The 25,444-nt window shown below is 50.0% G+C and carries 22 protein-coding genes and 1 pseudogene; 15 read left to right on the top strand and 8 right to left on the bottom strand.

Translation table 11 applies throughout. The features are described from left to right. Positions 1-23 precede the first annotated feature (23 nt). The 3 genes from AB1I67_RS20150 to buk all read left to right on the top strand — a co-directional run bounded on the left by AB1I67_RS20150 (position 24) and on the right by buk (position 3,486). Complete coding sequence (locus AB1I67_RS20150) at positions 24-917, top strand: phosphate acyltransferase (protein ID WP_367031978.1); 894 nt, start codon at positions 24-26, stop codon at positions 915-917. Between the two features lie 14 nt (positions 918-931). Then, on the top strand, positions 932-2,266 hold the full coding sequence (locus AB1I67_RS20145) for a 2-hydroxycarboxylate transporter family protein (RefSeq protein WP_367031976.1): 1,335 nt from the start codon (positions 932-934) through the stop codon (positions 2,264-2,266). A 110-nt stretch (positions 2,267-2,376) separates the two neighbouring features. Further along, positions 2,377-3,486: a butyrate kinase gene (gene buk, locus AB1I67_RS20140; RefSeq protein ID WP_367031975.1), complete on the top strand. Its 1,110-nt coding sequence runs from the start codon at positions 2,377-2,379 to the stop codon at positions 3,484-3,486. Positions 3,487-3,733: 247 nt separating this feature from the next. Here buk and AB1I67_RS20135 read toward each other — a convergent pair whose 3' ends face one another. After that, positions 3,734-7,972, bottom strand: coding sequence for an acyl-CoA dehydratase activase-related protein (locus tag AB1I67_RS20135; RefSeq protein ID WP_367031973.1), 4,239 nt, complete (start codon positions 7,970-7,972; stop codon positions 3,734-3,736). A gap of 446 nt (positions 7,973-8,418) precedes the next feature. Here AB1I67_RS20135 and AB1I67_RS20130 point away from each other — a divergent pair, with 446 nt between their 5' ends. The 6 genes from AB1I67_RS20130 to AB1I67_RS20105 all read left to right on the top strand — a co-directional run bounded on the left by AB1I67_RS20130 (position 8,419) and on the right by AB1I67_RS20105 (position 14,104). Continuing rightward, positions 8,419-9,360: a magnesium transporter CorA family protein gene (locus AB1I67_RS20130; protein ID WP_367031971.1), complete on the top strand. Its 942-nt coding sequence runs from the start codon at positions 8,419-8,421 to the stop codon at positions 9,358-9,360. Between the two features lie 27 nt (positions 9,361-9,387). After that, positions 9,388-10,236 carry a hypothetical protein gene (locus AB1I67_RS20125; RefSeq protein WP_367031969.1) on the top strand — a complete coding sequence of 283 codons (849 nt, stop codon included), beginning with the start codon at positions 9,388-9,390 and terminating at the stop codon, positions 10,234-10,236. Positions 10,237-10,256: 20 nt separating this feature from the next. After that, entirely contained in the window at positions 10,257-11,693 is a 1,437-nt protein-coding gene (pyk, locus tag AB1I67_RS20120; protein WP_367031968.1) for a pyruvate kinase, read from the top strand. Positions 11,694-11,865: 172 nt separating this feature from the next. Next, the gene (locus AB1I67_RS20115) at positions 11,866-13,143 is read left to right on the top strand and encodes a diaminopimelate decarboxylase (RefSeq protein WP_367031967.1); all 1,278 of its coding nucleotides are present in this window, start codon (positions 11,866-11,868) and stop codon (positions 13,141-13,143) included. A gap of 107 nt (positions 13,144-13,250) precedes the next feature. Further along, the gene (locus tag AB1I67_RS20110) at positions 13,251-13,607 is read left to right on the top strand and encodes a helix-turn-helix domain-containing protein (protein ID WP_367031966.1); all 357 of its coding nucleotides are present in this window, start codon (positions 13,251-13,253) and stop codon (positions 13,605-13,607) included. Positions 13,608-13,687: 80 nt separating this feature from the next. Next, positions 13,688-14,104, top strand: coding sequence for a pyridoxamine 5'-phosphate oxidase family protein (locus AB1I67_RS20105; RefSeq protein WP_367031965.1), 417 nt, complete (start codon positions 13,688-13,690; stop codon positions 14,102-14,104). A gap of 18 nt (positions 14,105-14,122) precedes the next feature. On the opposite strand, the gene AB1I67_RS20100 is transcribed toward AB1I67_RS20105, so the two are convergent. Beyond that, positions 14,123-15,451, bottom strand: coding sequence for a sodium-dependent transporter (locus tag AB1I67_RS20100; protein WP_367031963.1), 1,329 nt, complete (start codon positions 15,449-15,451; stop codon positions 14,123-14,125). 134 nt (positions 15,452-15,585) lie between these two features. Between AB1I67_RS20100 and AB1I67_RS20095 the strand changes: the two genes are divergently transcribed. Continuing rightward, positions 15,586-15,960 (top strand): DUF3795 domain-containing protein, encoded by a 375-nt coding sequence (locus tag AB1I67_RS20095; RefSeq protein WP_367031962.1) that lies wholly within the window; start codon positions 15,586-15,588, stop codon positions 15,958-15,960. 8 nt (positions 15,961-15,968) lie between these two features. Here AB1I67_RS20095 and AB1I67_RS20090 read toward each other — a convergent pair whose 3' ends face one another. After that, complete coding sequence (locus AB1I67_RS20090; protein ID WP_367031961.1) at positions 15,969-18,089, bottom strand: bifunctional diguanylate cyclase/phosphodiesterase; 2,121 nt, start codon at positions 18,087-18,089, stop codon at positions 15,969-15,971. 201 nt (positions 18,090-18,290) lie between these two features. On the opposite strand from AB1I67_RS20090, the gene AB1I67_RS20085 reads away from it, so the two are divergent. Beyond that, positions 18,291-18,761: a pyridoxamine 5'-phosphate oxidase family protein gene (locus tag AB1I67_RS20085; protein ID WP_367031959.1), complete on the top strand. Its 471-nt coding sequence runs from the start codon at positions 18,291-18,293 to the stop codon at positions 18,759-18,761. Between the two features lie 172 nt (positions 18,762-18,933). Here the strand turns inward: AB1I67_RS20085 and AB1I67_RS20080 are convergent, their stop codons facing one another. From AB1I67_RS20080 to ychF, 5 genes and pseudogenes are all read right to left on the bottom strand, one after another. Beyond that, positions 18,934-19,635 (bottom strand): hypothetical protein, encoded by a 702-nt coding sequence (locus AB1I67_RS20080; protein ID WP_367031958.1) that lies wholly within the window; start codon positions 19,633-19,635, stop codon positions 18,934-18,936. Positions 19,636-19,703: 68 nt separating this feature from the next. After that, positions 19,704-20,174 carry a hypothetical protein gene (locus AB1I67_RS20075; RefSeq protein WP_367031956.1) on the bottom strand — a complete coding sequence of 157 codons (471 nt, stop codon included), beginning with the start codon at positions 20,172-20,174 and terminating at the stop codon, positions 19,704-19,706. 79 nt (positions 20,175-20,253) lie between these two features. Further along, positions 20,254-20,469 (bottom strand): annotated as a pseudogene (locus AB1I67_RS20070) (DUF1877 family protein); the annotation flags it as partial. A 59-nt stretch (positions 20,470-20,528) separates the two neighbouring features. Continuing rightward, on the bottom strand, positions 20,529-20,972 hold the full coding sequence (locus tag AB1I67_RS20065; RefSeq protein ID WP_367031955.1) for a GNAT family N-acetyltransferase: 444 nt from the start codon (positions 20,970-20,972) through the stop codon (positions 20,529-20,531). A 531-nt stretch (positions 20,973-21,503) separates the two neighbouring features. Further along, positions 21,504-22,601, bottom strand: coding sequence for a redox-regulated ATPase YchF (gene ychF / locus AB1I67_RS20060; protein WP_367031954.1), 1,098 nt, complete (start codon positions 22,599-22,601; stop codon positions 21,504-21,506). A 254-nt stretch (positions 22,602-22,855) separates the two neighbouring features. Between ychF and lgt the strand changes: the two genes are divergently transcribed. The 4 genes from lgt (at position 22,856) to rsmH (ending at position 25,439) form a co-directional block, all read left to right on the top strand. Next, positions 22,856-23,770 (top strand): prolipoprotein diacylglyceryl transferase, encoded by a 915-nt coding sequence (gene lgt, locus AB1I67_RS20055; protein WP_367031953.1) that lies wholly within the window; start codon positions 22,856-22,858, stop codon positions 23,768-23,770. Continuing rightward, entirely contained in the window at positions 23,733-23,888 is a 156-nt protein-coding gene (locus tag AB1I67_RS20050) for a Spo0E family sporulation regulatory protein-aspartic acid phosphatase (RefSeq protein ID WP_367031952.1), read from the top strand. The genes lgt and AB1I67_RS20050 overlap by 38 nt, the downstream gene beginning before the upstream one ends. 188 nt (positions 23,889-24,076) lie before the next feature. Continuing rightward, the gene (mraZ, locus tag AB1I67_RS20045; protein WP_367031950.1) at positions 24,077-24,502 is read left to right on the top strand and encodes a division/cell wall cluster transcriptional repressor MraZ; all 426 of its coding nucleotides are present in this window, start codon (positions 24,077-24,079) and stop codon (positions 24,500-24,502) included. A 1-nt stretch (position 24,503) separates the two neighbouring features. Beyond that, positions 24,504-25,439 carry a 16S rRNA (cytosine(1402)-N(4))-methyltransferase RsmH gene (rsmH, locus tag AB1I67_RS20040; RefSeq protein ID WP_367031949.1) on the top strand — a complete coding sequence of 312 codons (936 nt, stop codon included), beginning with the start codon at positions 24,504-24,506 and terminating at the stop codon, positions 25,437-25,439. Positions 25,440-25,444: the final 5 nt, after the last annotated feature.

Here is a 25,444-nt window from a genome sequence, read left to right as displayed (position 1 = left end):
ACGCCTGCAAAGGAGTAACCAATATGATAAAGAATTTTGAACAGTTAAAAGACATGCTTCGCTCCATGCCGGTCAGACGCCGCGTTGCAGTGACACCGGCTCAGGACGAACATACACTGGAAGCTGTCTGCCGTGCTTATCAGGATGGCATGGTGGATCCGGTTCTGATCGGCGATGAACCGGCTATTAGGGGAATTTTGGAGAAGCTTGGGGTTTCGGCAGAAGGAATCACGATCATCCATATCCAGGATCCAATTGAGAGTATCCAGAAGGCGGCCGACCTGGCGCGTGCGGGAGAAGTGGACTGCATTATGAAAGGCAGGACGGAGACCGGGACACTGATGAAAGTGCTGGTAAATAAAGAACGCGGTATCCGCAAAAATGATACCATGAGCCTTTTGGCCTTTATGGAAAGCCCAAACTACCACAAAGTTTTTGCTATTACCGATGTGGGACTTCTGACATATCCCACAAAAGAGCAGAAGCGGGCGGCAATCATCAATGCGGTAGAGGCCTTCCATGCGCTGGGAGTGGAGCAGCCGAAGGTAGCCATTATCGCGGCTGTGGAAAAAGTAAATCCAAAGATGAAGGAAACGGTCGAGGCAGGAGAGATCAAAGAAGAAGGGGTGGAGGGCTGTATCATCGAAGGCCCGATCAGTTATGACCTGGCGATGGACCCGCAGTCGGCTCCGGTCAAGGGGTACGAAAGTCCGGTTGCGGGAGATGCAGACGTTCTGGTTATGCCTGATATTGTAAGCGGAAATGTAGCGGCAAAAACGGTCACTGTCATAGGCGGGGGACGTACAGGCGGCGTAGTGCTCGGGGCACAGGTCCCGGTGCTTCTGGTATCCCGTGCGGCAAGTGCAGATGATAAATACATGTCCATCGTGCTGGCGGCACTGGTGGGGAAAAATTAAAGGGGGATTTACATATGGAAAAGAAACTGAACTTTAAGGTATGCGGGTTATCGGCAAAATATTTTGTCCCATTCTTTGTGGTCGTTATGGCGAGTGTATATCTGGGATTTATGCCGACTGCAAAGATTTATTCCAATGAAGCAGGAACTTATGTGGCGACGAGCTTTATTATGACCATAGCATATCTGATGGCGGTCGGCGGTATATTCTTCTGGCTGGGCAACACGATTCCGATCGTGAACAACTATCTGGGAGGCGCATGTCTGCTTCCGCTGCTGGGGGCGTCGTTTATGAACTATATCGGACTGGTTCCGCAGGAACTTGTAAACGGTACAAAGGTCCTGATGTCCGGCGGCTTTCAGGATGCATATATTGCGATGCTGCTGGTTGGTTCTATCCTTGTTATGGACCGCAAGATCCTGTTGGGGGCAACGGCAAGATATCTGCCGACGGTACTGGGCAGTCAGGTGTTTGCACTGGGCTTTTGTATGCTGGCAGGTATGATCACCGGCTATGGCATCCCGGAAGCGCTGTTTGATATAGGGGCTCCGTGTATGTCCGGCGGTTCCGGCGGCGCCATGACCACACTTCCGGCTCTGTATACCAGTTTATCCGGCACCGATATGACTCCGATGGCGGGAAAGTTCCTGTGTTATGCTTCTATCGCAAATGTGCTTGCTGTTGTTATGGCAGCAGTCGGGGGCGCGCTGACTTCCAGGATAAAGGGGTTAAATGGTAATGGTGATATTCTCCGGGCAAAAGGCGCAGCGGTTCAGACCGAGGGAGAAAAAAGGCCGGTTACGTCTGCAGACTATGTTGCACTTGGCTCCGGGATTTTCATGAGCTTCTGCCTGTACCTGCTTGGCAATATCCTGGGGCAGCTTCCCGGATTCAGCGTAATCCCAGGGCTGGCATGGACGATCGTTTTTGGCATCATCATCAAATGTACTGGTATTATCCCGGATTCTGTTGGGGACAGCTGTGTATACTCCATGAACTTTGCCTTGAAGGCGCTGCTGCCAATGCTGATCGCAGGGATCGGTATCAACTCCCTGAAATTTGCAACACTGGCGGAGTTCTTCAGTGTGGGTGCGTTTGTAGTGATCTTTATGGCGGTACTTGGCGCATTTATTGGCGCTATGATCTTCGGAAAGCTTTCTGGCCTGTGGTCTTATGAGGCAGGCGTTACAGCCGGTCTTTGCTGCTGCAATATTGGCGGATCCGGCGATCTGGCGGTGCTGTCAGCAGCAAACCGTATGAACCTGTTGGCTTTTGCTTCCATCTCCACCCGCATCGGCGGCGCGTTGATGGTGATCTGGATCGGCCTTTTGTATCCGCTGTTCCACTAATTCGTTATAAAATCTAAATCCAATTTTCTTGCCAGAAAACGAGATCAGGGCACGACGGCTATGTCCGCCGTGCCCGTTTTACCATAATAACTTACAAGGAGAATTTTGAGATGAAAGAATTTAAAGTATTTGCGATCAATCCCGGCTCCACTTCTACCAAAATCGCAATGTTTGAAGGAAATGAAGCTGTGTTTTCAAAAAATGTCTCACACGATGCGGAGAAACTGAAGGAATTTCAGGAAATCAGCGATCAGTTTGAGTATCGCAAAGAGACGATTATGGAGGAGCTAAAAAGGGCGGGACAGACGCTTCTGGGGGTGGACGCTTTTTCTGCCCGGGGCGGTGGGCTTGTTAACGTTGAGGGCGGAGTGTTCAGCATCGGTGAGAAACTGCTGGAGCATGCGAGGTCAGGGTTTACAGTAAAGCACCCGGCGACGCTGGGGGCGCAGCTGGCGGCAGCATTTGCAGAAGAGTATGGAGGATCGGCATTTGTGGTCAATCCGCCGGATGTGGATGAATTTACGGATGAGGCTCGTGTGACCGGTCTGAGAGGGATTTACCGTGAGAGTCGTATTCATGCTTTAAATCAAAAAGAAATCGGTATCCGTTACGCGGAAAAGCTGGGGAAAAGATATGAGGACTTGAATCTGATCATTTGCCATATTGGAGGAGGAGTATCTGTGACAGCCCACAAACATGGAAAAATGGTTGACTCCAATGATATCGCAAACGGCGATGGTCCCATGGCGCCGACCCGCTGCGGACAGCTTCCAGTGAAAGACGTGATCAATCTGTGCTTTTCGGGGGAATTTACTGAGAAAGAAATGCGGGATAAAGTGACTAAAACCGGCGGACTGGTAGATCACCTGGGAACTTCTGACGCGCGGGAGGTAGAACGGATGATACAGGACGGAAATCAATACGCGAAACTGGTTTATGACGCCATGTTGTACGGGATTGGAAAGACAGCAGGTTCCATGGCCGCCGTGCTTCACGGAAATGTGGATGCTGTTGTGCTGACTGGCGGGATTTCTCATTCTAAATATGTAGTAGGGTATTTGAAAAATATGATCTCATTTCTTGCTCCGGTTGAAGTTATGGCGGGTGAATTTGAGATGGAGGCTCTGGCGGCAGGCGCGGTTAGGGTGTTGAGTGGGAAGGAAATGGCAAAGATTTATACTGGTAAACCGGTGTGGGGGGGATTTGGATTTGGTGTGTGATTTGGTGATATGGATTGGGGAGCAGCTTGCAGTGGGCTTCCATTCCGCTGGCATTCTGTGGGGGTGAGGGGGGGATTGGAGGGAGTCCGCAGTGCACCTCCATTCCGCTGCGCTCCATGTCGGTCGCGGGCTATCGCCCTATGAAAAAATAAGCATTCCCAGTCTCTTATGTGAGCAAGCTCTGGGCGAGACTGTGACTGCTTATTTTTTCGCACTGCTACATGCTTTCGCGGATAGTTTCGCACTGCTACATGCTTTCGCGGAGGTTTTTATTCGCCGTAGCGAGCATTAGTTTGATTCGGTTTAACTGGTTTACTTCACTGGCTCCGGGGTCGTAGTCTACGGCGATGATGTTGGCGTCCTGGTGGGTCCTTCGCAGCTCTTTGATCACTCCTTTTCCTACAATGTGGTTCGGGAGGCAGCCGAAGGGCTGGGTGCAGACGATGTTTTTGACACCGCTGTGGATCAGCTCTAACATCTCACCGGTGAGGAACCAGCCTTCGCCGGTCTGGTTGCCTAAGGAGACGTACTCTTTTGCCATGTCCGCCAGTTCCCAGATGCGGGACGGCGGGGTGAAGTGGGTGCTGGCGGCAAGCTCTTTTCTTGCTACTTTTCTAAAATACTCCAGCAGGGAGATGCCCATATTGCAGAGCCGTGCGGTGGAGCGTTTGCCGCCTAAGCGCTCTGCCTTGAAGTTGTTGTTGTAGAAGCAGTACATCAAAAAGTCCATCAGGTCCGGGACCACGGCTTCGGCGCCTTCCGACTCCAGAAGTTCTACAATGTGGTTGTTGGCGAGCGGAGAGAATTTCACCAGGATCTCGCCTACTACGCCTACCTTCGGCTTCTGGATGTCAATCCGGCCCAGATCATCGAAATCCCGTACGATCCCGCGGATATTTTTTCCGAATTCGATCATGCTGGCCGATTTTTTGGAGAGGCTTGCAATGCAGCGCTTTCTCCATTTTTCGTGAAGGGCATTGGCGGAGCCGGGCGCCTTTTCGTATGGACGGGTTGCATAAAGTACACGCATGAAAACATCGCCGTATACCACCGCCTGCATCGCCTTGGTGATCAGCGCAGGCGTGAAGGTGAAGCCCGGGTTGGTCTCCATGCCGTTGGTGTTGACAGAGATGACCGGAACCTGCGGCATCCCCGCTTTTTCCAGAGCGCGGCGGATAAAGCCTATGTAGTTGGAAGCGCGGCAGCCGCCTCCGGTCTGGCTCATCAGTACCGCGGTGTGGTCCAGGTCGTATTTGCCGGAGAGCAGCGCATCCATGATCTGCCCGATGACGATCAGGGATGGATAACATGCGTCGTTATTGACATACTGGAGGCCCACGTCGATGGCAGCGCGGCTGTCATTCTGCAGGACCTCAACCTTGTATCCAAAAGCCCGGATGGCGGGCTCGATCAGGTCGAAATGGATCGGCGACATCTGGGGACAGAGCAGGGTGTAATCCTTCTTCATCTCCTTCGTGAAAACGACGCGGTTGTAAGCGCTGGAGACTACCTTCCGTTCAAAATGTTTCTGTTCACGGACCCGCAGGGCAGCGATCAGGGAACGGACACGGATCCGTGCCGCGCCCAAGTTGTTTACCTCATCGATCTTCAGCACCGTGTAGATCTTGCCGGAGCCGGTCAGGATGTCGTGAACCTGATCTGTGGTGACGGCGTCCAGGCCGCAGCCAAAGGAGTTGAGCTGGATCAAGTCCAGACAGTCGCTGTTCTTCACATAGGAAGCCGCCTTGTACAGCCGGGAATGATACATCCACTGGTCGGTGACGATCAGCGGGCGTTCCACCTCAGCCAGATGGCAGACAGAGTCCTCCGTCAGGACTGCCAGCCCGTAGGATGTGATCAGCTCCGGAATGCCGTGGTGGATCTCCGGATCCACATGGTAGGGGCGTCCAGCCAGCACAATGCCGTGACGGCCGTGTTCCTTCAGCCAGGCGACCGTTTCCTCACCCTTCTTCTCCATATCCCGGCGGGAAGCCAAAAGCTCCTGCCATCCGGCGTGAGCCGCTTTCTGTACTTCTACAGAGGTGATTCCGTATTCCTGTCCAAACTCCACGATCAGCTGTTTTGTCAGGATCTCCTCGTTGGTGAAGGCGAAAAACGGATTCATGAAATGTACCTGGAATTCTGTCAGCTCTTCCACGTTATTCTTGATATTCTCCGCATAGGAGGTGACCATCGGGCAGTTGAAATGATTGCCCGCATCCGGCGTCTCGTTCCGCTCATACGGGATGCACGGGTAGAAAATATCCCGGATCCCCTGCTTGATCAGCCAGGAAATATGCCCGTGTACCAGCTTTGCCGGATAACACTCGGATTCGCTGGGGATAGACTCGATGCCCAGCTCGTAAATATTCTTGGTGGACTGGGGCGATAACACGGTGCGGAATCCAAGCTGCTTAAAGAACACAGCCCAGAACGGATAATTCTCGTACATGTTGAGCACCCGCGGGATCCCGATGGTGCCGCGGGGAGCCATATCCGGGGTCAGGGCCTCGTAGTCAAACATCCGGTGATACTTGTAATCAAACAGGTTCGGAACTTCCTTTTTGGCCTTTTCCTTGCCCAGACCGCGCTCACAGCGGTTGCCGCTGATGAACTGGCGTCCACCGTCAAAACGGTTGATGGTCAGGACACAGTGGTTGGTGCAGCCCTTGCAGCGGGCCATGGAGGTCTGATATTTTAACGCGAGGATCTTTTCCAAGGGCAGCATACTGGTGCCTTTTGCATGATTGCAGCGTTCCCTGGCGATCAGCGCGGCGCCGAAGGCGCCCATGATGCCTGCGATATCCGGACGGACGGCCTCACAGCCGGCGATCCGCTCAAAGCTGCGCAGAACGGCGTCGTTGTAAAATGTCCCGCCCTGGACGACCACATGGGTCCCCAAGTCCGCGGCGCTGGTGATCTTGATCACCTTGAAGAGCGCGTTCTTGATGACGGAGTATGCAAGCCCGGCGGAGATATCGGCGACCGTCGCGCCCTCCTTCTGTGCCTGTTTTACATTGGAATTCATGAACACGGTGCAGCGGCTGCCTAGGTCCGTGGGGTTCTCTGCAAAGAGCGCCTCCTTAGCGAAATCCTCCACACTGTAATTCAGCGACTTTGCAAAAGTCTCGATAAAGGAGCCGCAGCCGGAGGAGCAGGCCTCGTTGAGCTGTACGCTGTCCACGGTGCCGTCCTTGATCCGGATGCATTTCATATCCTGTCCGCCGATGTCCAGGATGCAGTCCACGTCCGGCTCGAAAAATGCGGCGGCATAGTAGTGGGAGATGGTCTCTACTTCGCCTTCATCCAGCATAAAGGCTGATTTTAGAAGGGCTTCGCCGTAACCGGTAGAGCAGGACCAGGCGATGTGCGCACTTTCCGGAAGAAGTTCCCGGATCTCCCCGATGGCGCGGATGGCTGTGGCGATGGTGCTGCCGTTGTTGTTGTCGTAGAAGCTGTAGAGCAGACTGCCGTCCTCGCCCACTAAAGCTACCTTGGTGGTGGTGGAACCGGCGTCAATACCCAGATAACAATTGCCGCTGTAGGCAGTAATGTCTGCTTTTAGAACCTGATGGCTGGCATGGCGCTCACAAAACACACGGTAATCCTCTTGGGCAGCAAAAAGCGGCTCCATACGCTTGACCTCAAACTCCATCTTGATGCCGGAGGTAAGGCGCGCGATCATGTCCTCCAGAGACACATCGACATCCTCTTTTGCGTTCATGGCTGCGCCTATGGCGGCAAACAGATGAGAATGGTCCGGGGCCACAACATGATCCTGATCCAGGTTTAAGGTGCGTGTAAATGCGCGGCGCAGTTCCGGCAAAAAGTGCAGAGGCCCGCCGAGGAAAGCTACCGTGCCGCGTATCGGTTTGCCGCAGGCAAGGCCGCTGATGGTCTGGTTTACCACGGCCTGGAAGATGGATGCAGACAGATCCTCCCGGGTGGCGCCTTCATTGATCAGAGGCTGGATGTCGGATTTGGCGAATACACCGCAGCGTGCAGCGATGGGGTAGATCATCTGATAGTTCCTGGCATATTCGTTTAAGCCCGACGCATCCGTCTGCAAAAGGGACGCCATCTGGTCAATAAAAGAACCGGTACCGCCCGCGCAGATTCCGTTCATACGCTGGTCAATACCGCCGGTAAAGTAGATGATCTTTGCATCCTCGCCGCCAAGCTCGATGGCTACATCCGTCTGAGGCGCGTAATCCTGAAGGGCAGTAGCAACTGCAACCACCTCCTGGGTAAACGGAACGCCCAGGTGGGCGGAAAGGGTCAGCCCGCCGGAACCGGTGATGCTGGGGCGGACAGACATTTCGCCGAGCTGTTCTTTTGCTCTTGAAAGTAAAAGAGCGAGCGTCTCCTGGATATTGGCAAAGTGACGCTCGTAATCAGCAAATAATATATGGTTTTCGCTGTTCAAGACAGCGATCTTTACGGTAGTGGAACCGATATCGATTCCTAAAGTATTATGTAAATTCATATGTGCGGGGAAAACCCCTGCCTCCTTATCTAAAAAAGTATACATATGGGCATACTGAGCTTAAGTTTAACATAAAACAGTGATTTTTACAATTTACAGGGGCGTAAAAAAATAGTTAAGAAATAGCTAAAATTATGTGAGATTTGAAAAATGGCTGTCAATGGGTTTGACAAACAGGCATGCAGAAATTATAATGGTAAGGTCGCAGGGAAATTATCAGCGTAAAAGACGGAAATCACCTGAAATAAAAAAGAAAGGAAGCAGCAGCTATGGACAGTGGTTCGAACTATCACGCGGAAACTGAAGACGGACGAAAGCGCATACCTGCACTGCATTCTTAAAGAGGCAAAGAAAGGCCGGACGGTTTTTCTTCTCCCTGGCTGCAGTGCGGGTTTCACAGCGCTCTGGCAGCAAATACTATTTAAATAAGGGAAAGGAAGACTGACATGATTCGTATTTTTAAGACAGAAGACGGCATGATCCATCAGGTGGACGAGGCGGAGAGCGGGTGCTGGATCGCACTTACCAACCCGACAGCTACAGAGATCCTTGAGGTGGCGGAGCGGTACGGGATCGATCCCGACCATGTAAAAGCCCCTCTGGATGAGGAGGAACGTTCCCGTATCGAGAGCGAGGAGGATTACAGCCTGGTGCTGGTGGATATCCCCATGATCGAGGAGCGCAATGAAAAAGACTGGTATGTAACGATCCCCATGGGCATCATTATGACGAATGATATCATCGTTACGGTATGCCTGGAGGATACGCCAGTGCTGACGGCGTTCATGGATGGACGGGTGAGAGACTTTTATACGTATATGAAGACCCGGTTCATCCTGCAGATCCTGTACAAGAACGCATCTCTCTACCTGCAGTATCTTCGCATCATCGACAAGAAAAGTGAAGTGGTGGAGCGGGAGCTTCACAAATCCCAGCGGAACCGGGAGCTGATCGAGCTTCTGGAGCTGGAGAAGAGTCTGGTGTATTTTACCACCTCCCTCCGTTCCAATGAGGTGGTCTTAGAGAAGCTGTTAAAGAGTGAGAAGATCAAAAAATATCCGGAGGATACGGATCTTCTGGAGGATGTTATCATCGAGAACAAGCAGGCGATCGAGATGGCCAATATCTACAGCGGTATTTTGAGCGGGACGATGGATGCGTTTGCATCGGTCATTTCCAACAATCTGAATATCGTGATGAAATTTCTGGCGACCATCACCATTGTCATGTCCATTCCGACCATGGTGGCAAGCTTATACGGCATGAATGTGAACCACGTGGGGATGCCCTTTGCGGACAGCCCGTACGGATTCTGGATCGTACTGGGATTTGCGGCGGTGCTTTCCGGCGTAGTTGCCTTCATCTTCTCTAAAAAGGATCTTTTTTAAAGAATTATGAAGCTGAAAGGATATTAGATGAAATTTTTTAATGATTTTGAGAGAAAATATCATAAGTACGCGATACCGAACCTGATGTATTATATCGTGATCCTGTACGGGATCGGTCTGGTGCTGCAGCTGGTGCAGCCGTATCTGTACTGGCAGTATCTCTGCCTGGACGCGAAAGCCATCCTGCACGGGCAGATCTGGCGGATCGTAACGTTTCTCATCTATCCGCCGGCCATGGGGAGCTGGGTATTTACCAGTGTATTCTTGGGGGTGATCGCACTCTTTCTGTATCATAACTTAGGGCAGACGCTGGAGAATATCTGGGGGCCGTTCCGGTTCAATGTATTCTTTTTCATGGGCGTGCTGGGACAGGTGATCGCAGCTTTGGTGGCGTATCTGGTATTCGGTGAGCGGATTGCCATGACGACAGGATTTTTGAATTTCTCGATCTTTTTGGCGTTTGCGATCTATTTTCCGGATGTGCAGTTTTTGCTGTTCTTTGTACTGCCGATCAAGGCCAAATGGCTGGCTGTGGCGGAGTGCGCCGTATATCTGTACAGCTTTGTATTCGGCAGCTTGAGCACCAGGGTCGAGATCGCGATCTCCCTGGCCAACGTGATCATCTTTGTGCTCATGACACGCAACTACAAGAGGTATGCGCCGAAGGAGATCAAGCGCAGAAAGGACTTCAAGCGGGAAGTCAAGATCCTGCCGCAGGGCAAGACCCGGCACCGCTGTGCGGTATGCGGCAGAACGGAACAGGACGGGGACCATCTGGAGTTCCGTTACTGCTCCAAATGTGAGGGAAATTATGAGTATTGCCAGGACCATCTGTACACGCATCAGCATGTGACGAAGGATTCCGGACAACAGTAAATGGAGGAAATGAAAAATCAATGAAGAAAACCAAGATTATCTGCACCATGGGACCGAACACCAATGACAGGGATCTGATGAAAGCGCTTGCCGAGAACGGCATGGATATCGCGCGTTTCAACTTTTCCCACGGAGATTACGAGGAGCAGAAGAGCCGTCTCGATATGTTAAAGAGCATCCGTGAGGAGCTGGGCCTGCCGGTTGCGGCGCTTTTGGATACCAAGGGGCCGGAGATCCGTACCGGGCTTTTAAAGGATGAGAAAAAGGTCACTCTGACCGAGGGGCAGACCTATACCCTGACCACCCGCGAGATCATCGGTGATGATAAGATCGGCCATATCAACTACAGCGGCCTCAATGAGGATGTGACGGCAGGCAATAAGATCCTGATCGATGACGGTCTCATTGAACTGGAGGTCCAGGAGGTAAACGGCACCGATATCATCTGTAAGGTCATCAATGGCGGCGAGCTTGGCATGAGAAAAGGCGTAAACGTACCGAATGTGAAGATCAAGCTTCCGGCACTCACGGATAAAGACAAGGCGGATATTCAGTTTGGTATTGAGCAGGGATTTGATTTCATTGCCGCTTCTTTTGTCCGGACCGCAGATGCGATCCGTGAGATCCGTGAGATCCTGGATGCTGCGGGCTCCACCATCCAGGTGATCGCAAAGATCGAGAATGCGGAAGGCATTGAGAACCTGGATGCGATCATTGAGGCCAGCGACGGGATCATGGTAGCCCGCGGTGATATGGGCGTGGAGATTCCGGCGGAGCAGGTTCCGCACATCCAGAAGACCATTATCCGCAAATGTAACCTGGCATGTAAGCCGGTTATCACGGCTACCCAGATGCTGGATTCCATGATCCGCAATCCAAGACCGACCAGGGCCGAGGTGACAGACGTGGCCAATGCAGTGTACGACGGGACAGATGCGGTGATGCTGTCCGGCGAGACCGCCATGGGCAAGTACCCGGTGGAGGCGCTCAAGATGATGGCGCAGATCTGCGAGGCATCCGAGCAGTATTTAGACTACAGTGCATACCGCCAGAGGAAGGTATCCGATGAGAATGCCAGCAACATCTCCAATGCGGTCTGCTATTCCTCCGTATCCACGGCACACGACTTGAGCGCAAAGGTCATCGTTGCGCCGACTATCAGCGGATTTACCGCCCGCCTGCTCTCCAAATGGAGACCGGGAGTGCAGATCATCGGCCTGTCCCCGAGCGCGTCGGCAGTGCGTCAGATGCAGATCTACTGGGGCGTAAAACCGTTCCAGGCAAAGCGCGCGGAGTCAACGGACCTTCTGATCGATTCCTCCCTGGATCTGTTAAAGAACAAAGGGATCATCGAGAGCGGAGATGTGACTGTATTTACGGCGGGCGTGGTGATGAGAGCGAGCCGCCACGAACCGGCGACCCACACCAACATCATGCGCGTTGTAGTTGTAGATTGAGGTTCATAGATTGATAAAGAAATAGCTGGACAAAGAAGTCTGATCTGGGTTACAATCGAAAGGATTATGATTGCAGCCTGTTTCAGGCTTCTTTTTGATATTTAATATCGGCTTAGGCGGCTGCCGCATGGCGTACAGGCTGCAGGCCGGGAACATGAGAGGAGAAATCGAAGTGGAAAAGAGACCATTTGTAACAAAAGCACAATTAGATGAGATCATAGAGACCTATCCGACTCCGTTCCATCTGTACGATGAGAAGGGGATCCGGGAGAATGCCATGCGTCTTAAGGAGGCTTTTTCCTGGAATCCGGGATATAAAGAATATTTTGCAGTAAAGGCCACACCCAATCCATACATCCTGAAGCTTTTGAAGGAGTGCGGCTGCGGGACCGACTGTTCCTCTGCCACAGAGCTGATGATGTCGGAGGCCGTGGGGCTTACCGGCCATGATATCATGTTTTCCTCCAACGACACGCCGCCGGAGGAGTTTAAGCTGGCGGAGGAGCTGGGGGCGATCATCAACCTGGACGATATCACCCATATCGACTGTGTGGAGCAGGTCCTGGGCTATATTCCGAAGACCATCAGCTGCCGCTACAATCCGGGCGGTCTGTTCAAGATCAGCAATGACATCATGGATAACCCGGGAGATTCCAAATACGGTATGACCACAGAGCAGATGTTTGAGGCCTATAAGCTCCTGCGATCCAAAGGAGCGGAGGAGTTCGGCATCCACGCATTCCTGGCAAGCAACACTGTGACTAACGAATATTATCCACTTCTGGCTAAGGTTTTGTTTGAACTTGCAGTCCAGCTCCACGAGGAGACCGGCGCTCACATCAAGTTCATCAACTTGTCAGGAGGGATCGGTATCCCCTACCGTCCGGATCAGGAGCCGAATGATATCAAAGTCATCGGTGAGGGCGTACGCAGGGTATATGAGGAAGTGCTGGTGCCGGCAGGCATGGGCGACGTGGAGATCTATACGGAGCTGGGGCGGTTTATGCTGGGGCCGTACGGAAGCCTGGTGACGAAAGCGATCCATGAGAAACACACCCACAAGGAGTACGTGGGCGTGGACGCCTGTGCCGTGAATCTGATGCGCCCGGCCATGTACGGAGCATACCACCATATTACGGTGATGGGGAAGGAAGATATGCCCTGTGACCATAAGTACGATATCGTAGGTTCCCTCTGTGAGAACAATGACAAGTTCGCCATCGACCGGATGCTGCCGGAGATCCAGAAAGGTGACCTGCTCTATATCCATGATACCGGCGCCCACGGTTTTGCCATGGGATATAACTACAATGGGAAACTGAAATCTGCGGAGCTGCTTTTAAAAGAGGATGGAAGCGTGCAGATGATCCGCAGGGCGGAGACTCCCAGAGATTATTTTATCACCCTGGACGGGTGCGGGATGATGGAGAAATATCTCCGGGATATTTAAGAGAATGATCATACGGCAGGGCTGCTGTGCTGTGGATGCGTGCCATCTGCTGCGCAGCAGCCCTGTTTCTTTTTATGGTGACAATGGAAGCGTGGAAAGGAGAAATTATGAAGATGCGCGATGAATACACCTGCCCTCTGGAACTGACTCACGATATGATCAAAGGCAAGTGGAAGCCGATCATTCTCTGGCAGCTGAGCAAAGGCCCTCAGTCCCTGTCCTCCCTGAAAAAGGAGATCGGAGGCATCAGCCAGAAGATGCTTCTCCAACATTTAAGCGAATTGAAAACCTGCGGCGCTGTGGAAAAAAATACATATGACGGTTATCCGCTCCGGGTAGATTACTATCTGACGGAACGTGGGAAAAAGGTGTTTGAAGCGGTTGCGATCATGCAGACTGTGGGGATTGAGATCATGCTGGAAGACGGGAAAGCTGAGCTGCTTAGAGAGAAAGGATTATTATAGTTACAAAAAAGTCTGTACTTTACCTGGAGGAGAAGTGCTTCTATAATGAAATTATAAGGAAGCATAAGGAGGAAGATCCAATGAGAGATGCAGAAAAAACGATCGGGAACCTGATCGATAAACAGGGGGTGTCATTTATCAGCTCTGTCGATGCAGACGGTTATCCCAACACGAAGGCCATGCTGCCGCCCCGCAGGAGGGAGGGACTCAGGGTGTTCTACTTTACGACGAACACATCTTCCATGAGAGTATCCCAATACAGGAAGAATCCCAGGGCCTGCATCTACTTTTGTGACAGGCGCTTTTTCAGGGGAGTGATGCTTAAGGGAACGATGGAGGTCTTAGAGGACAGCGAAAGTAAGGAGATGATCTGGCGGGAGGGCGATACCATGTATTATCCCGGCGGAGTGACAGACCCGGACTACTGTGTGCTGCGTTTTACCGCAGAAAAGGGGAGATATTACAGCAGCTTCAAATCCGAAGATTTTGAAGTCTGATATCTCCCCGGGACAGTATTATTTTATGATGGTCTGATATACGCCGAAGAATCCCGTCAGGGTCACCACCGCGACCATCACCGGTGTTATAAAGCGAATTAAGAACAGCCATGCTTTCGCCAGTTTAAACTGGACTCCATCCTGCCTGATCTCTTCCAGCAGGATATCCGGTTTCCACTTCCAGCCCACATAATAGCACATGCAGATCCCGCCGAAGGGCAGGAAGATGTTGTCGGTCAACATACATACAAAGTCAAAAATACTATAGTTTAAGATGGTCACATCAGCCAGCGGTCCGAAGGAAAGGGAGCTGGGCGTGCCCAGAAGGAAGATCACAGCCGTCAAAATCAGGACGGCTTTTTTCCTGCTCCAATGCCAGGAGCCCATAACAAAGGACACACATACCTCAAGGAGCGCTACGGCACTGGTCACGGCAGCAAAGAATACCAGCAGGAAGAACAGGGCCGCAAACAGGGAGCCTCCCGTCATGGATTCAAATACACGGGGCAGGGTGACGAAGATCAGGCTTGGTCCTGACGCCGGTTCCAGGCCGCAGGCAAATACTGCGGGGAAGATAGCGATCCCCGCCAGTACCGCGATCGCCGTATCAAGGAGCGCGATGTGGATGCAGCTTTTCGGGATGCTCACATGCCGGTTCAAATAACTGCCGTAAGTGATCGTGATGCCCATGCAGAGGCTTAAGGAGTAAAACACCTGTCCCAGTGCGGCGCTGACGGAACCGGCGCTGAAATCGTCAAACCGAGGTTTGAAGATGAAAGCCAGCCCCTTTGACGCGCCTGGCAGGGTCAGGCCGCGGCCAATGATGATCAAAAGGATGACAAACAGTGCAGGCATCATGAATTTACTTGCCCGCTCAATACCGTCCACCCCGAAATAGCAGATGATCCCGGTCATCAGCATGAACAGGAAGAACCAGGCCAGAGGCTCCGTGGGTTTTGCGATAAAGGCGGTAAAATCTGCCGGAGCGTGGGCCGTGAAAGCGTAGCTGGTAAAATATTTGATGATCCATCCGCCGATCACCGCATAGTAGGACAGGATGACGAAAGCTGCCAGCACGCCGAAATAGCCTACGATCTTCGCGTGCGGATGGATGGAATCATAGGCCAGTACCGGGTTCTGTCCGGTCTTGCGTCCCAGTGACATTTCCGTGATCATGACCGGTACTCCCAGAATGCAGATAAAAAACAGATATGCCACAAGGAACGGAAAGCCTCCGTTACGCCCCATCAGGTAGGGAAATTTCCAGAGATTGCCGAGACCGATGGCAGCTCCTGCCGTAGCCAGGATAAAGCCCATCTTGCTGGCCCATTTGTTGTTTGTTTTCATAGTTACCCCCAAAGTCAGTATTTTTTCCATAAGTCTTTCCATTATACAAAATATGTAGAAAAAAAGCAATTACATATGATATAATCGGGATAGGAACAAGAAGCAACAATATGTGACAAAAAGGAGCATAAAGTATGAAGCGGGAATTAGGGATTGCAAGATGTGGTCTGGCATGTGCACTGTGTTCACAGAATGAGACCTGTGCGGGCTGTGATTCAGACGGTTGTTCCGGCAGCGCCTGGTGTGAGAACCGGAGATGTTCCATGGAAAAAGGGTTGAAGGGCTGTTATGAGTGCAGTGAGGACTGCCGAAAAGGACTGCTGGGCAAGGCTAAACCACATGGTTTTACCAGTTTTGTGAAGCAGTATGGCAGTGGGGAGCTTTTGGACTGTCTGGAGAGGAATGAAGGTCAGGGCGTTGTCTATCACCGGGAAGGGATAAGCGGCGACTACGATGGCTTCGAGGATGAGGAAGCGCTGATTCAGTTCATTAAAAAAGGAAGCAGATAACCGGGCGGTTATCTGCTTTTTGCCTGCTCCTTCAGCAGCTTGCTGAACTGTTCTTCCGAAAGCGGACGGGAGAAGTAGTAGCCCTGTCCGTAGTCGCATGCATAATCCAACAGCAGGTCCAGCTGTCCGCGGGTCTCGATACCCTCAGCGATGGAGTGGGTATTTTTTAAATCTCTGCAGATATGGATGCTGTTCTGCATGACCACCTGGCTCTTGGGATTCTTCTCCAGTTCATCCACCAGGGTTTTGTCAAACTTGATCTCGTTAAAATCCAGGGCCGTCAGGATGGAAAGGTTGGAGTATTTGGAACCAAAGTCATCCAGCGAGATGGTAAATCCCGCTTCCGCCAGGTCGTGGACAAGGCGTTTCAGCTGTTCATGATCCATCTTGCTGATGCTCTCCGTCACCTCCACCATGATATAGGAGGACGGGACGCCATAGCGGCGGCAGATATCCAATATGGTTTTTACGATATCCGGTTCCATGAGGGTCACTCTTGAAAAATTCACCGAGATGCGCAGGGGAATGTCCTCACTCATCCACTTTTGAAGATTTGTGCAGACTGTTTCCAGCACGTACAGGTCCACATGACGGATCACACCCTCTAATTCATAGAAGGGGATGAAACGGTCCGGCGGGATCAGCACTCCATCGTTGTCTTTTTTGCGGACCAGGGCCTCGGCGCCGATGATCTTCTGGCTCTTGATATGGAACTGCGGCTGGTAAAAGACGACGAAACGGTCGTTTTTTATCTCCTGCAGTACTTCGCTTGCCATACCGGTCCTTGCCATCCGGCCCGTGCACAGGATGGAGTGGTAGTAAGACTGTTTTTCTGCATACATCAGTTCGTCAGCCTGGCGGATCTGGCTGACGACATCCAGTTCCCCGCTGCTCCAGGTGTAGCCGAGGGAGACATCGCAGTCTTTGTCTGCATCATATTCACGCCGCAGGTTCAGTACTTTTTTCTCAAATTCTTCCTTGCTGATATTCGGGTACAATGCGACGAATTCGTCACCACCTATACGGAACAGGTTGTCTGTAAGGTGTTCTTTTAAAATGGAGGCCACTCTGATGATCACGTAATCCCCGAAGCTGTGACCATAGGTATCGTTGAGTTTCTTCATGCCATTGATGTCAATAAAGATCACCCCCAGAGAATCCGGAGGCGTCCTGCTGTAATCCGACAGGACCCGTATATACTGGTTGCGGTTTTTTAAACCAGTGAGAAGATCCGTAAAGGAGGCGTATTCCAGATCGCTCATCAGACGGCGTTTCTCAAGCTCTTCCATGATGAAATCGGAGGCAGCGCGGAGCAGAGTCAGATCCGTACTGTTGACACAGGGATCATCCACACCGAGAAAACCGGTTATCTTTTCTCCCTTGAGAAACGGTGCTGCAAGGAGTTTTTCAATTCCCTGGTCGTTTAAGATCCGATATCCAGGTTCGGAAGGGTCTAACTCTTTGTGTAGGGAAGAAATCGAAAAATTTCCTTTTTCCTCAAACATCTTCAGCCAGTCACTGGCATATTCGATCGGAATCTCCTGCAGATTGTTGATTTCACGGGAGACATTTTCATCACACCATTCAAATGTGTTGTTCATGATGGTGTTCTCAGGATCGAATTCAAAGATATAGGCGCGTCTGGCCTGGTAAAAATGCCCGATGGTTTCCAGAAAGTGATTGATGGCAGCTTTCATATCTTTCTCATGGGCCAGGATGCCTACACATTCAATCAGGGCGCTCTCAATAGACAGCCGGTCCGACAACTGTGACACCTGTTCTTTCTGCTGCGTGATATCATTGGCCACTTCCATCTTGCATGACCGTCCTTCTATGGTCAGAAGGGTATCTGTTGCCGCCAGCCAGCGGTCAAGCTTGGTGTTATAGTGTTCCCAGCAGTAGTTCTCCCCGTGCTTTAATTTGGAATTCGGGCAGAACGGGCATGGGGAATCCAGCCCCTGTAAAAGATCATAGCATTGTCTGCCTGTATATTCCTCTGGGGATTTTAGCCCATATAGATCCATTGCTGCCCTGGTTAAATGCAGCGTCTCATAAGTCTCTGTATCGCAGATATAGCATAGATAGCCGCTGCGGTCCATGAGCAGGGAATCGTATTCTTCGTGTGTCATATCCATCCTCACTTCCAATTCCAGTTGTAACCAATATACCCCATAAGTCTGTTAAACGCAACGCTTTTCTGGCCATTTTCCGACAAGACATGCCAAATCCAGTTGACAAAATTACGCAAAATGGGATAGGATGATCCTGGAATCGGATATGGAGCAGAAAACATGGTACCGGCGTCTCGTCCGCCGGAGGAAGGACTGAGAATGAGAAGAAAAGACAGGGAGATAACGGACCGTAAAAAGATAGATGATATGATCCGTTCATGCCATTGCTGCAGGCTGGGTTTTTGTGATGAAGGGACGGCATATATCGTCCCTCTGAATTTTGGATATGTTTCGGAGGAGGAAAAACAGGTTTTCTATTTTCATGGGGCCAAAGAAGGGAGGAAGCTGGAGCTGATCCGAAAATATCACCGCGCTGGATTTGAACTGGACACGGCATACCAGCTGCACGCCGGGGAGACCGCCTGCAGCTACTCCGCAGCCTTCCAGAGTGTGATCGGCGCAGGCCGCGTTGATCTTGTTGAGGAACCGGAAGAGAAAAGAAAAGCGCTGTGTGAACTGATGCGGCACAATACGGGAAAGTCTGACTGGACTTTTACCGATGGGATGCTGGATGCGGTGTGCGTGTTCAAGCTGGAGGTGGAGGAGATTTCCTGTAAGGAGCATGAGTAGGTGTGCGGCGAGGGTACGCCATCGGGAGGATGGGGAAGAGGCGGGCGCTCACGTTTCGTTGGGAACGGGGTTCTAAAGGGAAAAGCAGGCCCAATGCGGGGCGCGGCTCCCTGAACGTAGAAATCCTGATGGATTTGCTCCCGAAGGGTAGGCAAAAACTGGAATTCATTTGTTATTCGTATTTTTCGCAATATACAGTTGCACTGCTCCACCGATGCAGCTCTTTCATACCCATATCTCGGCAATCTTCATCAAACATCAATATAGGTAGTTTGGTTTCCTGTTCAAAAGTATCCGCCATAGCCTCGGCATTATCATGGGACAAAACTTTTTGCAGGCCCTTCAGGAAAAAGGGCGCGTCGATTGTGTCGCAGATATCCTCTGCTTTTACCGGGGTAATGTCATCGAAATCAAACAAATATTCTCCGCTGTACCACCGGGCATCAGGTCCTTTTGCATTGCATACAGCATAAATTGAAAAATTTGTGTCATCGTATAAGCCCACACCCATGGCAGGAACCCCGCATAGCTGAGCGTATTCCAACATTTTTTCCTGTAAATTATCATTTCGGATATGGTCATACCAATAGATACTGACAAAGTGTTTCCGAACAACGATTACAGCAGGGTCTCCCGTTCCCATACCGTTCAATGTCCGCTCAATAGCTTCAGACAGAACCGCCTCTTTTTCCGCTTTTTCTGTCGGGTCCGTTATCTCGCTGATGTTCTTGTTTGCAAAAGCTTTTATGAGTTCAATTGCCATCATATCCTTTTTGCCGGGACCTTTCTTTTTACTGAATGCTTTTTTTAGTCTGACAAGAACCTCATTGCTATCATCGCATCTCAAGTGAATGCTCGCATGTTTCGCTCCCATATAAATCCTCCTAAAAATGAAATAGTCAATTTCGATCTGATTGATTCCCCTAACAACTGGAAGTTGTGCTACTTAATAATAATCAAATGATTTTGTAATACCCTGCCGCATTTAGGACATTTTACTTTTTGGAAAATCAAAGGAATATCCGGATATTTATTTTCACAATAATGGTAAATTGTTGAATCAGCCTCCACCATTGGCATGACGATTGATTTATTCATTATGTGCCTGCACTCTCTGCACATCCATGTATTTCTATAATAAACGTGGTAAAATTTATTTTCGTTTTTATAGCAATGTACCGGTAACCACTGAAATCTTTCTACTTTAGCAGGAAGATTTACAAATGCAAGATATAATATATTTGTACCAACTGCCCTTGATGTCTTTATAAAAGGAACTATATCTGATTTTTTCAAGTACATTAAAAGTTCGTTATCTTTTAGAATATCATCAAACTTCGAGGGAGAAATTATAAATGTTTGCAAATTATCTATAAAACATACCTCTGCACAATAGCTTTTCAAACGTTCCATATGATCCCTCCCTCACAACTGGAAGCTGTAAGTACACATTTCTCCGATAATGTAAAGAGATTTACTCCATTACTCATGCTTAACTGAAATATAAAATAATAGCATACCCTTTTTCTGCTGTTTGATTAAAATACTCTCTCAACTTTGTCAGATATGAATATATGTACTCATATAAAAATCCTGTATCTAATTCATTTTCGTTTCCATGAAGTGGATATACTGCATTTTCTTGCATTGATCTAAAATCATACATGTTTTCCAAAATATTATCATCTAATGAGTTTAGAAAATTGGTTGCTTCTTTAACTTACTGTGCGGTAATATAATATGCTCCAACTTTCCATCAAACAGAAATTACAGTCTACTCATATATAAAAGGGGGTAGGGATTGCCCTGTTCGTCATTTGCAGTTCTTTTATAAACGTGAAATCCCATGTGCTCATAGAAACCTTTAGCAAGAGGATTTTGTTCATTCACCGCTAAATCGTTAATCGAATATTTTTCTATACCATATCTAAGTAATTCTTTACCCAGTCCCTTACCCCTTTCTTCGTGGGAGATAAACAGCATTTCCAGGTGCTGTCCTGCTATCCCCATAAATCCCATAGGAACTTGATCCTCATTTTCCACAACAATTAAATGTGGTATTTCTTTTAATGCCTGTGGTACATACTTCTTAATGTCCTCTATTTCATTCTCTGATAGAAAAAGATGCGTTGCCTTCACAGAACTTTCCCACACCTTTAATAACTGTTCTATCATTGATGAATTTCTGTCTGTTACTTCAATGATTTTCATCTTGATGTCCTCCATAAATTCTCCAACATATAATTGGGGAGATTGCCCTTATTCTAGAGTTTATCCTGTACAAGAGCCGTGACTTCCTCAACCGCCGACTGGAAATCTGTCATATCTGCCAACATCTCCAATTCTAAATTCATATTCCACTTCCACACCACATCCCTCAAAAACAAACATCCATATACTATAACTCTAACTTCAAAGAACCAGCTCTGTCAAGCCACAAAACCTAAAAATTTATAATCTCAAAGCACGATTAATCCCCAGCCGTTTTACGTTTTTAAATCCCAGAAAAGCCAGTAACCAGCAATGTCCGGGGGCGGGGCAGGATGGCGGTGGGTGACGTTGGGAAGCTGTTAGCAGTGCTTAGAAGAAAAAGCCGTTTTGAACGGGGCAGAATCTGACGTACAAAGTCAGATTCTGCCCCGTTCAAAACGGCTTTTTCTTCTTAGCAATGCTCAAGCTGGACACAGTCACCCACCGCCATCCTGCCCCGCCCCCGGACATTGCGTACTTCAATTTTCTACATTACACATTAAACCGGAACAAAATAACATCCCCATCTTTGACGACATACTCTTTCCCTTCCAGTCCCACCAGCCCTTTTTCCTTGGCCTTGGCATAGGTCCCGCAGTCCAGCAGATCCTGGTAGTTGACCACCTCTGCGCGGATGAAGCCCCGCTCAAAATCCGTATGGATCTTGCCGGCAGCCTGCGGCGCCTTGGTCCCCACCTTGATGGTCCATGCGCGGGTCTCATCCTCGCCGGAGGTTAAGTAGCTGATCAGGCCCAGCAGACGGTAGCTTGCGGCAATCAGTTTGTCAAGGCCGGACTCGGAGAGTCCAAGGGCTTCTAAATACTCCTGTTTTTCATCGTCGTCCAGCTCGGCGATCTCCTGCTCGATCTGGGCGCTGATGACGAATACCTCGGAGTGGTTTTCGGCTGCAAACTCAAGGACAGCCGCAACATGCGGGTTGGAAGCCCCATCGTCGGCAAGGTCGTCCTCGCTGACATTGGCGGCGAAGATCACAGGTTTGCAGGTCAACAGATTTAAAGAATTGACAAACGCCATCACGTCATCGTCGTCACTCTCATAAGCGGATGCCAGCTTCCCGTCCTCCAGGATGGCTTTCAGTTCCTTTAATACCTCCAGCTCCTTTGCCAGGGACTTGTCGCTCATGGCGGACTTGGAGGTCTTGGCGATCCGGCGCTCCAGGATCTCGATATCGGAGAAGATCAGCTCCAGGTTGATGGTCTCAATATCGCGGATCGGATCTACAGTGCCCTCCACATGGATCACATTGGGGTCCTCAAAGCAGCGCACCACATGTACGATCGCATCTACCTCGCGGATGTTGGCCAGGAACTGGTTGCCCAGGCCCTCGCCCTTGGAGGCGCCCTTTACAAGCCCTGCGATGTCCACGAATTCGATCACGGCGGGGGTCACCTTCTTGGAATGGTACAGATCTCCTAAAAGCTTTAAGCGTTTGTCCGGCACAGCGACCACGCCCACATTGGGGTCGATGGTGCAGAACGGATAGTTGGCGGACTCTGCGCCAGCCTTTGTCAGTGAGTTGAAGAGGGTACTTTTTCCGACATTCGGCAGTCCCACGATACCTAATTTCATAACGGTTACCTTCCTGTTCTTTTATTCTTAATTATTATAAAAAGTAATAATTTCCACTTGATTTTCGTGCGGATTAATTGTAGCATAGAATTTATGTAATGAAAAGACCAAATCCCCGAAATCGCCAAAACGCCCTGCAAAGCGTGTAAAAACAGCGGCAGGTGTCGAATAATAGCGAAATAAGTCGTCCGAATATGTTTGATTTTCGGTTATACAGGGGGTAAAATAAGATAAACATCGAAAGGAGACAAACGATGGAGGGTGTTGATATTAGTTTCGTTCATCTGGGAATCGCGATACAGAATTTACGGAACAGTATCTCGGTGTTTGGATTCCGAATTGCCTATTACGGGATTATTATCGGACTGGGAATGCTTGCAGGTATCTGGATGGCACAGTCAGATGCGAAGAGGAGGGGACAGGACCCGGAGATCTATCTGGATTTTGCACTGTATGGGATTATTTTTTCTATTATCGGTGCGCGGCTCTATTATGTGATCTTTGAGTGGGATTTTTATAAGGATAATCTGCTGGAGATATTCAATCTGCGGGCTGGCGGGCTGGCAATCTACGGCGGTGTGATCGCAGCGGTCCTGACAATGATCACTTATACCAGACTCAAAAAAGTCTCTTTCTTTTCTATGGCGGACAGTGGCGTGCTGGGACTTGTTACCGGGCAGATCATAGGAAGATGGGGGAATTTTTTTAATTGCGAGGCATTCGGAGGATACACAGACAGTCTGTTTGCCATGCGGATCAGACGTTCGCTTGTCAGTGATAATATGCTGAATGCTGATGTGCTGAGCCACATGGTTGTGGATAACGGAATAGAGTATATCCAGGTGCATCCGACCTTCCTCTATGAGTCTCTTTGGAACCTGGGACTTCTGTTTTTTATGCTCTGGTACCGTAAGCACAAGAAGTTTGATGGCGAGATGATGTGGATTTATCTGGCAGGGTATGGAACAGGCAGATTTTGGATCGAGGGCTTGCGGACAGATCAGCTGATTTTATTTGGAACAGGCCTCCCGGTCTCACAGGCATTGTCATTGGTACTGATTATAGTTGCCGCGGCGAATCTGATCTATCATCACAGGAAGCTGCAGCGGGAGACAAAAGGAGAAGCGCAACATGGAAATTTCGAAAGAGGAACTGAAACAAAAGATTGAGGACGCAAGGAAGATGCTGAACAACAGCATCGACAGCGGGGAAAATTATGAAAATGTTTATAACTACAGCATTGCGCTGGATAAATTGATCGAACTATATATTGTGTCCGGATTTTAAACGTTGTACATATCTAGAGGCGGTTGCAAAAAGCTTGCAGCCGTCTTCTTTTTTTGCTTTTTTTGCGTGAAAAATCCCCTTGCTATTTTCTTAAGTATGTACTAAAATAAACCTACAAGTGGTGGAAAGTGGAACAAAGTGGTGGGAAATGGTGTCGAAGTGGCGCATTAGGGTAGCAGGTGATTAGTATGTTCATGGGTGAGTATAACCATACGGTAGACGCGAAGGGCAGGTTGATCGTCCCTTCCAAGTTCAGAGAACAGCTGGGAGACGAGTTCGTTGTGACAAAGGGACTGGACGGCTGTTTATTTGTCTATGAAAATACCGAATGGAAAGCCCTGGAAGAAAAGCTGCACGCCTTACCACTCACCAATGCCAATGCACGAAAGTTCTCACGTTTTTTCCTGGCAGGCGCCACCACCTGTGAAGTAGACAAGCAGGGACGGATTCTTTTGCCGGCAGTTTTGCGCGATTTTGCCAAGATTGACAAGGATGCGGTGCTGGTTGGCGTAGGAAGCCGGATTGAGATCTGGAGCAGAGATGTCTGGAATCAGTCCAATACCTATGATGACATGGAAGAAATCGCAGAAAACATGGAAGGTCTTGGTATATAATATGGCATTTGAACACAAATCCGTTTTGCTTATGGAAACCATAGACAGCCTGGCGGTCAGGCCGGACGGCGTCTATGTGGACGGTACGCTGGGGGGCGGCGGACATGCCCTGGAGGTATGCCGGCGTCTGGGAGAAAAAGGAAGGCTGATCGGGATCGATCAGGATGCGGACGCGATCCGCGCAGCGACGGAGCGCCTTCTTCCGTTTCAGGAGAACGTAACGATCGTAAGGAACAACTATGAGAATATCGCAGAAGTCCTGGCGGAGTTAGGCATTGGGAAAGTGGATGGGATCTATCTGGATCTGGGGGTTTCATCCTACCAGCTTGACACAGCGGAGCGCGGTTTTACCTACCGTGAAGATGCACCCCTTGACATGAGGATGGATCAGAGGAACAGCCAGACTGCGGCGGACATTGTGAACACATACAGTGAGTCGGATCTCTACCGGATCATCCGGGATTATGGAGAAGACCGGTTTGCAAAGAATATCGCAAAGCACATTGTAAGGAACCGGCAGGACAAGCCCTTTGAGACTACGGGAGAGCTGATCGAGACCATTAAGGCGGCGATCCCTGCAAAGATACGCGCCACCGGAGGTCATCCGGCAAAGCGCACGTTCCAGGCCATCCGGATCGAGTTGAACCATGAGCTGGATGTGCTGAACCGTTCCATTGACACGATGATCGACCTGCTGAATCCAGGCGGGCGTCTGAGCATCATCACATTCCATTCCTTAGAGGACCGGATTGTGAAGACCAGATTCCGTACCAATGAAAACCCGTGCATCTGTCCCCCGGGATTCCCGGTGTGCATGTGCGGCAAAAAGAGCAAAGGGGTTGTGGTCACCCGCAAGCCGATTGTTCCTACAGAAGATGAAATTGAAAATAACAAGAGGGCGAAAAGCTCCAAACTCCGTGTTTTTGAGCGGAGATAGAGGGG

Origin of the sequence: Clostridium sp. AN503 (assembly GCF_040719375.1) — a bacterium.
GTDB lineage: Bacteria > Bacillota > Clostridia > Lachnospirales > Lachnospiraceae > Brotaphodocola.
Note: the sequence above shows the minus strand (reverse complement) of the source record. Positions and strands in the feature narration are given on the sequence as shown.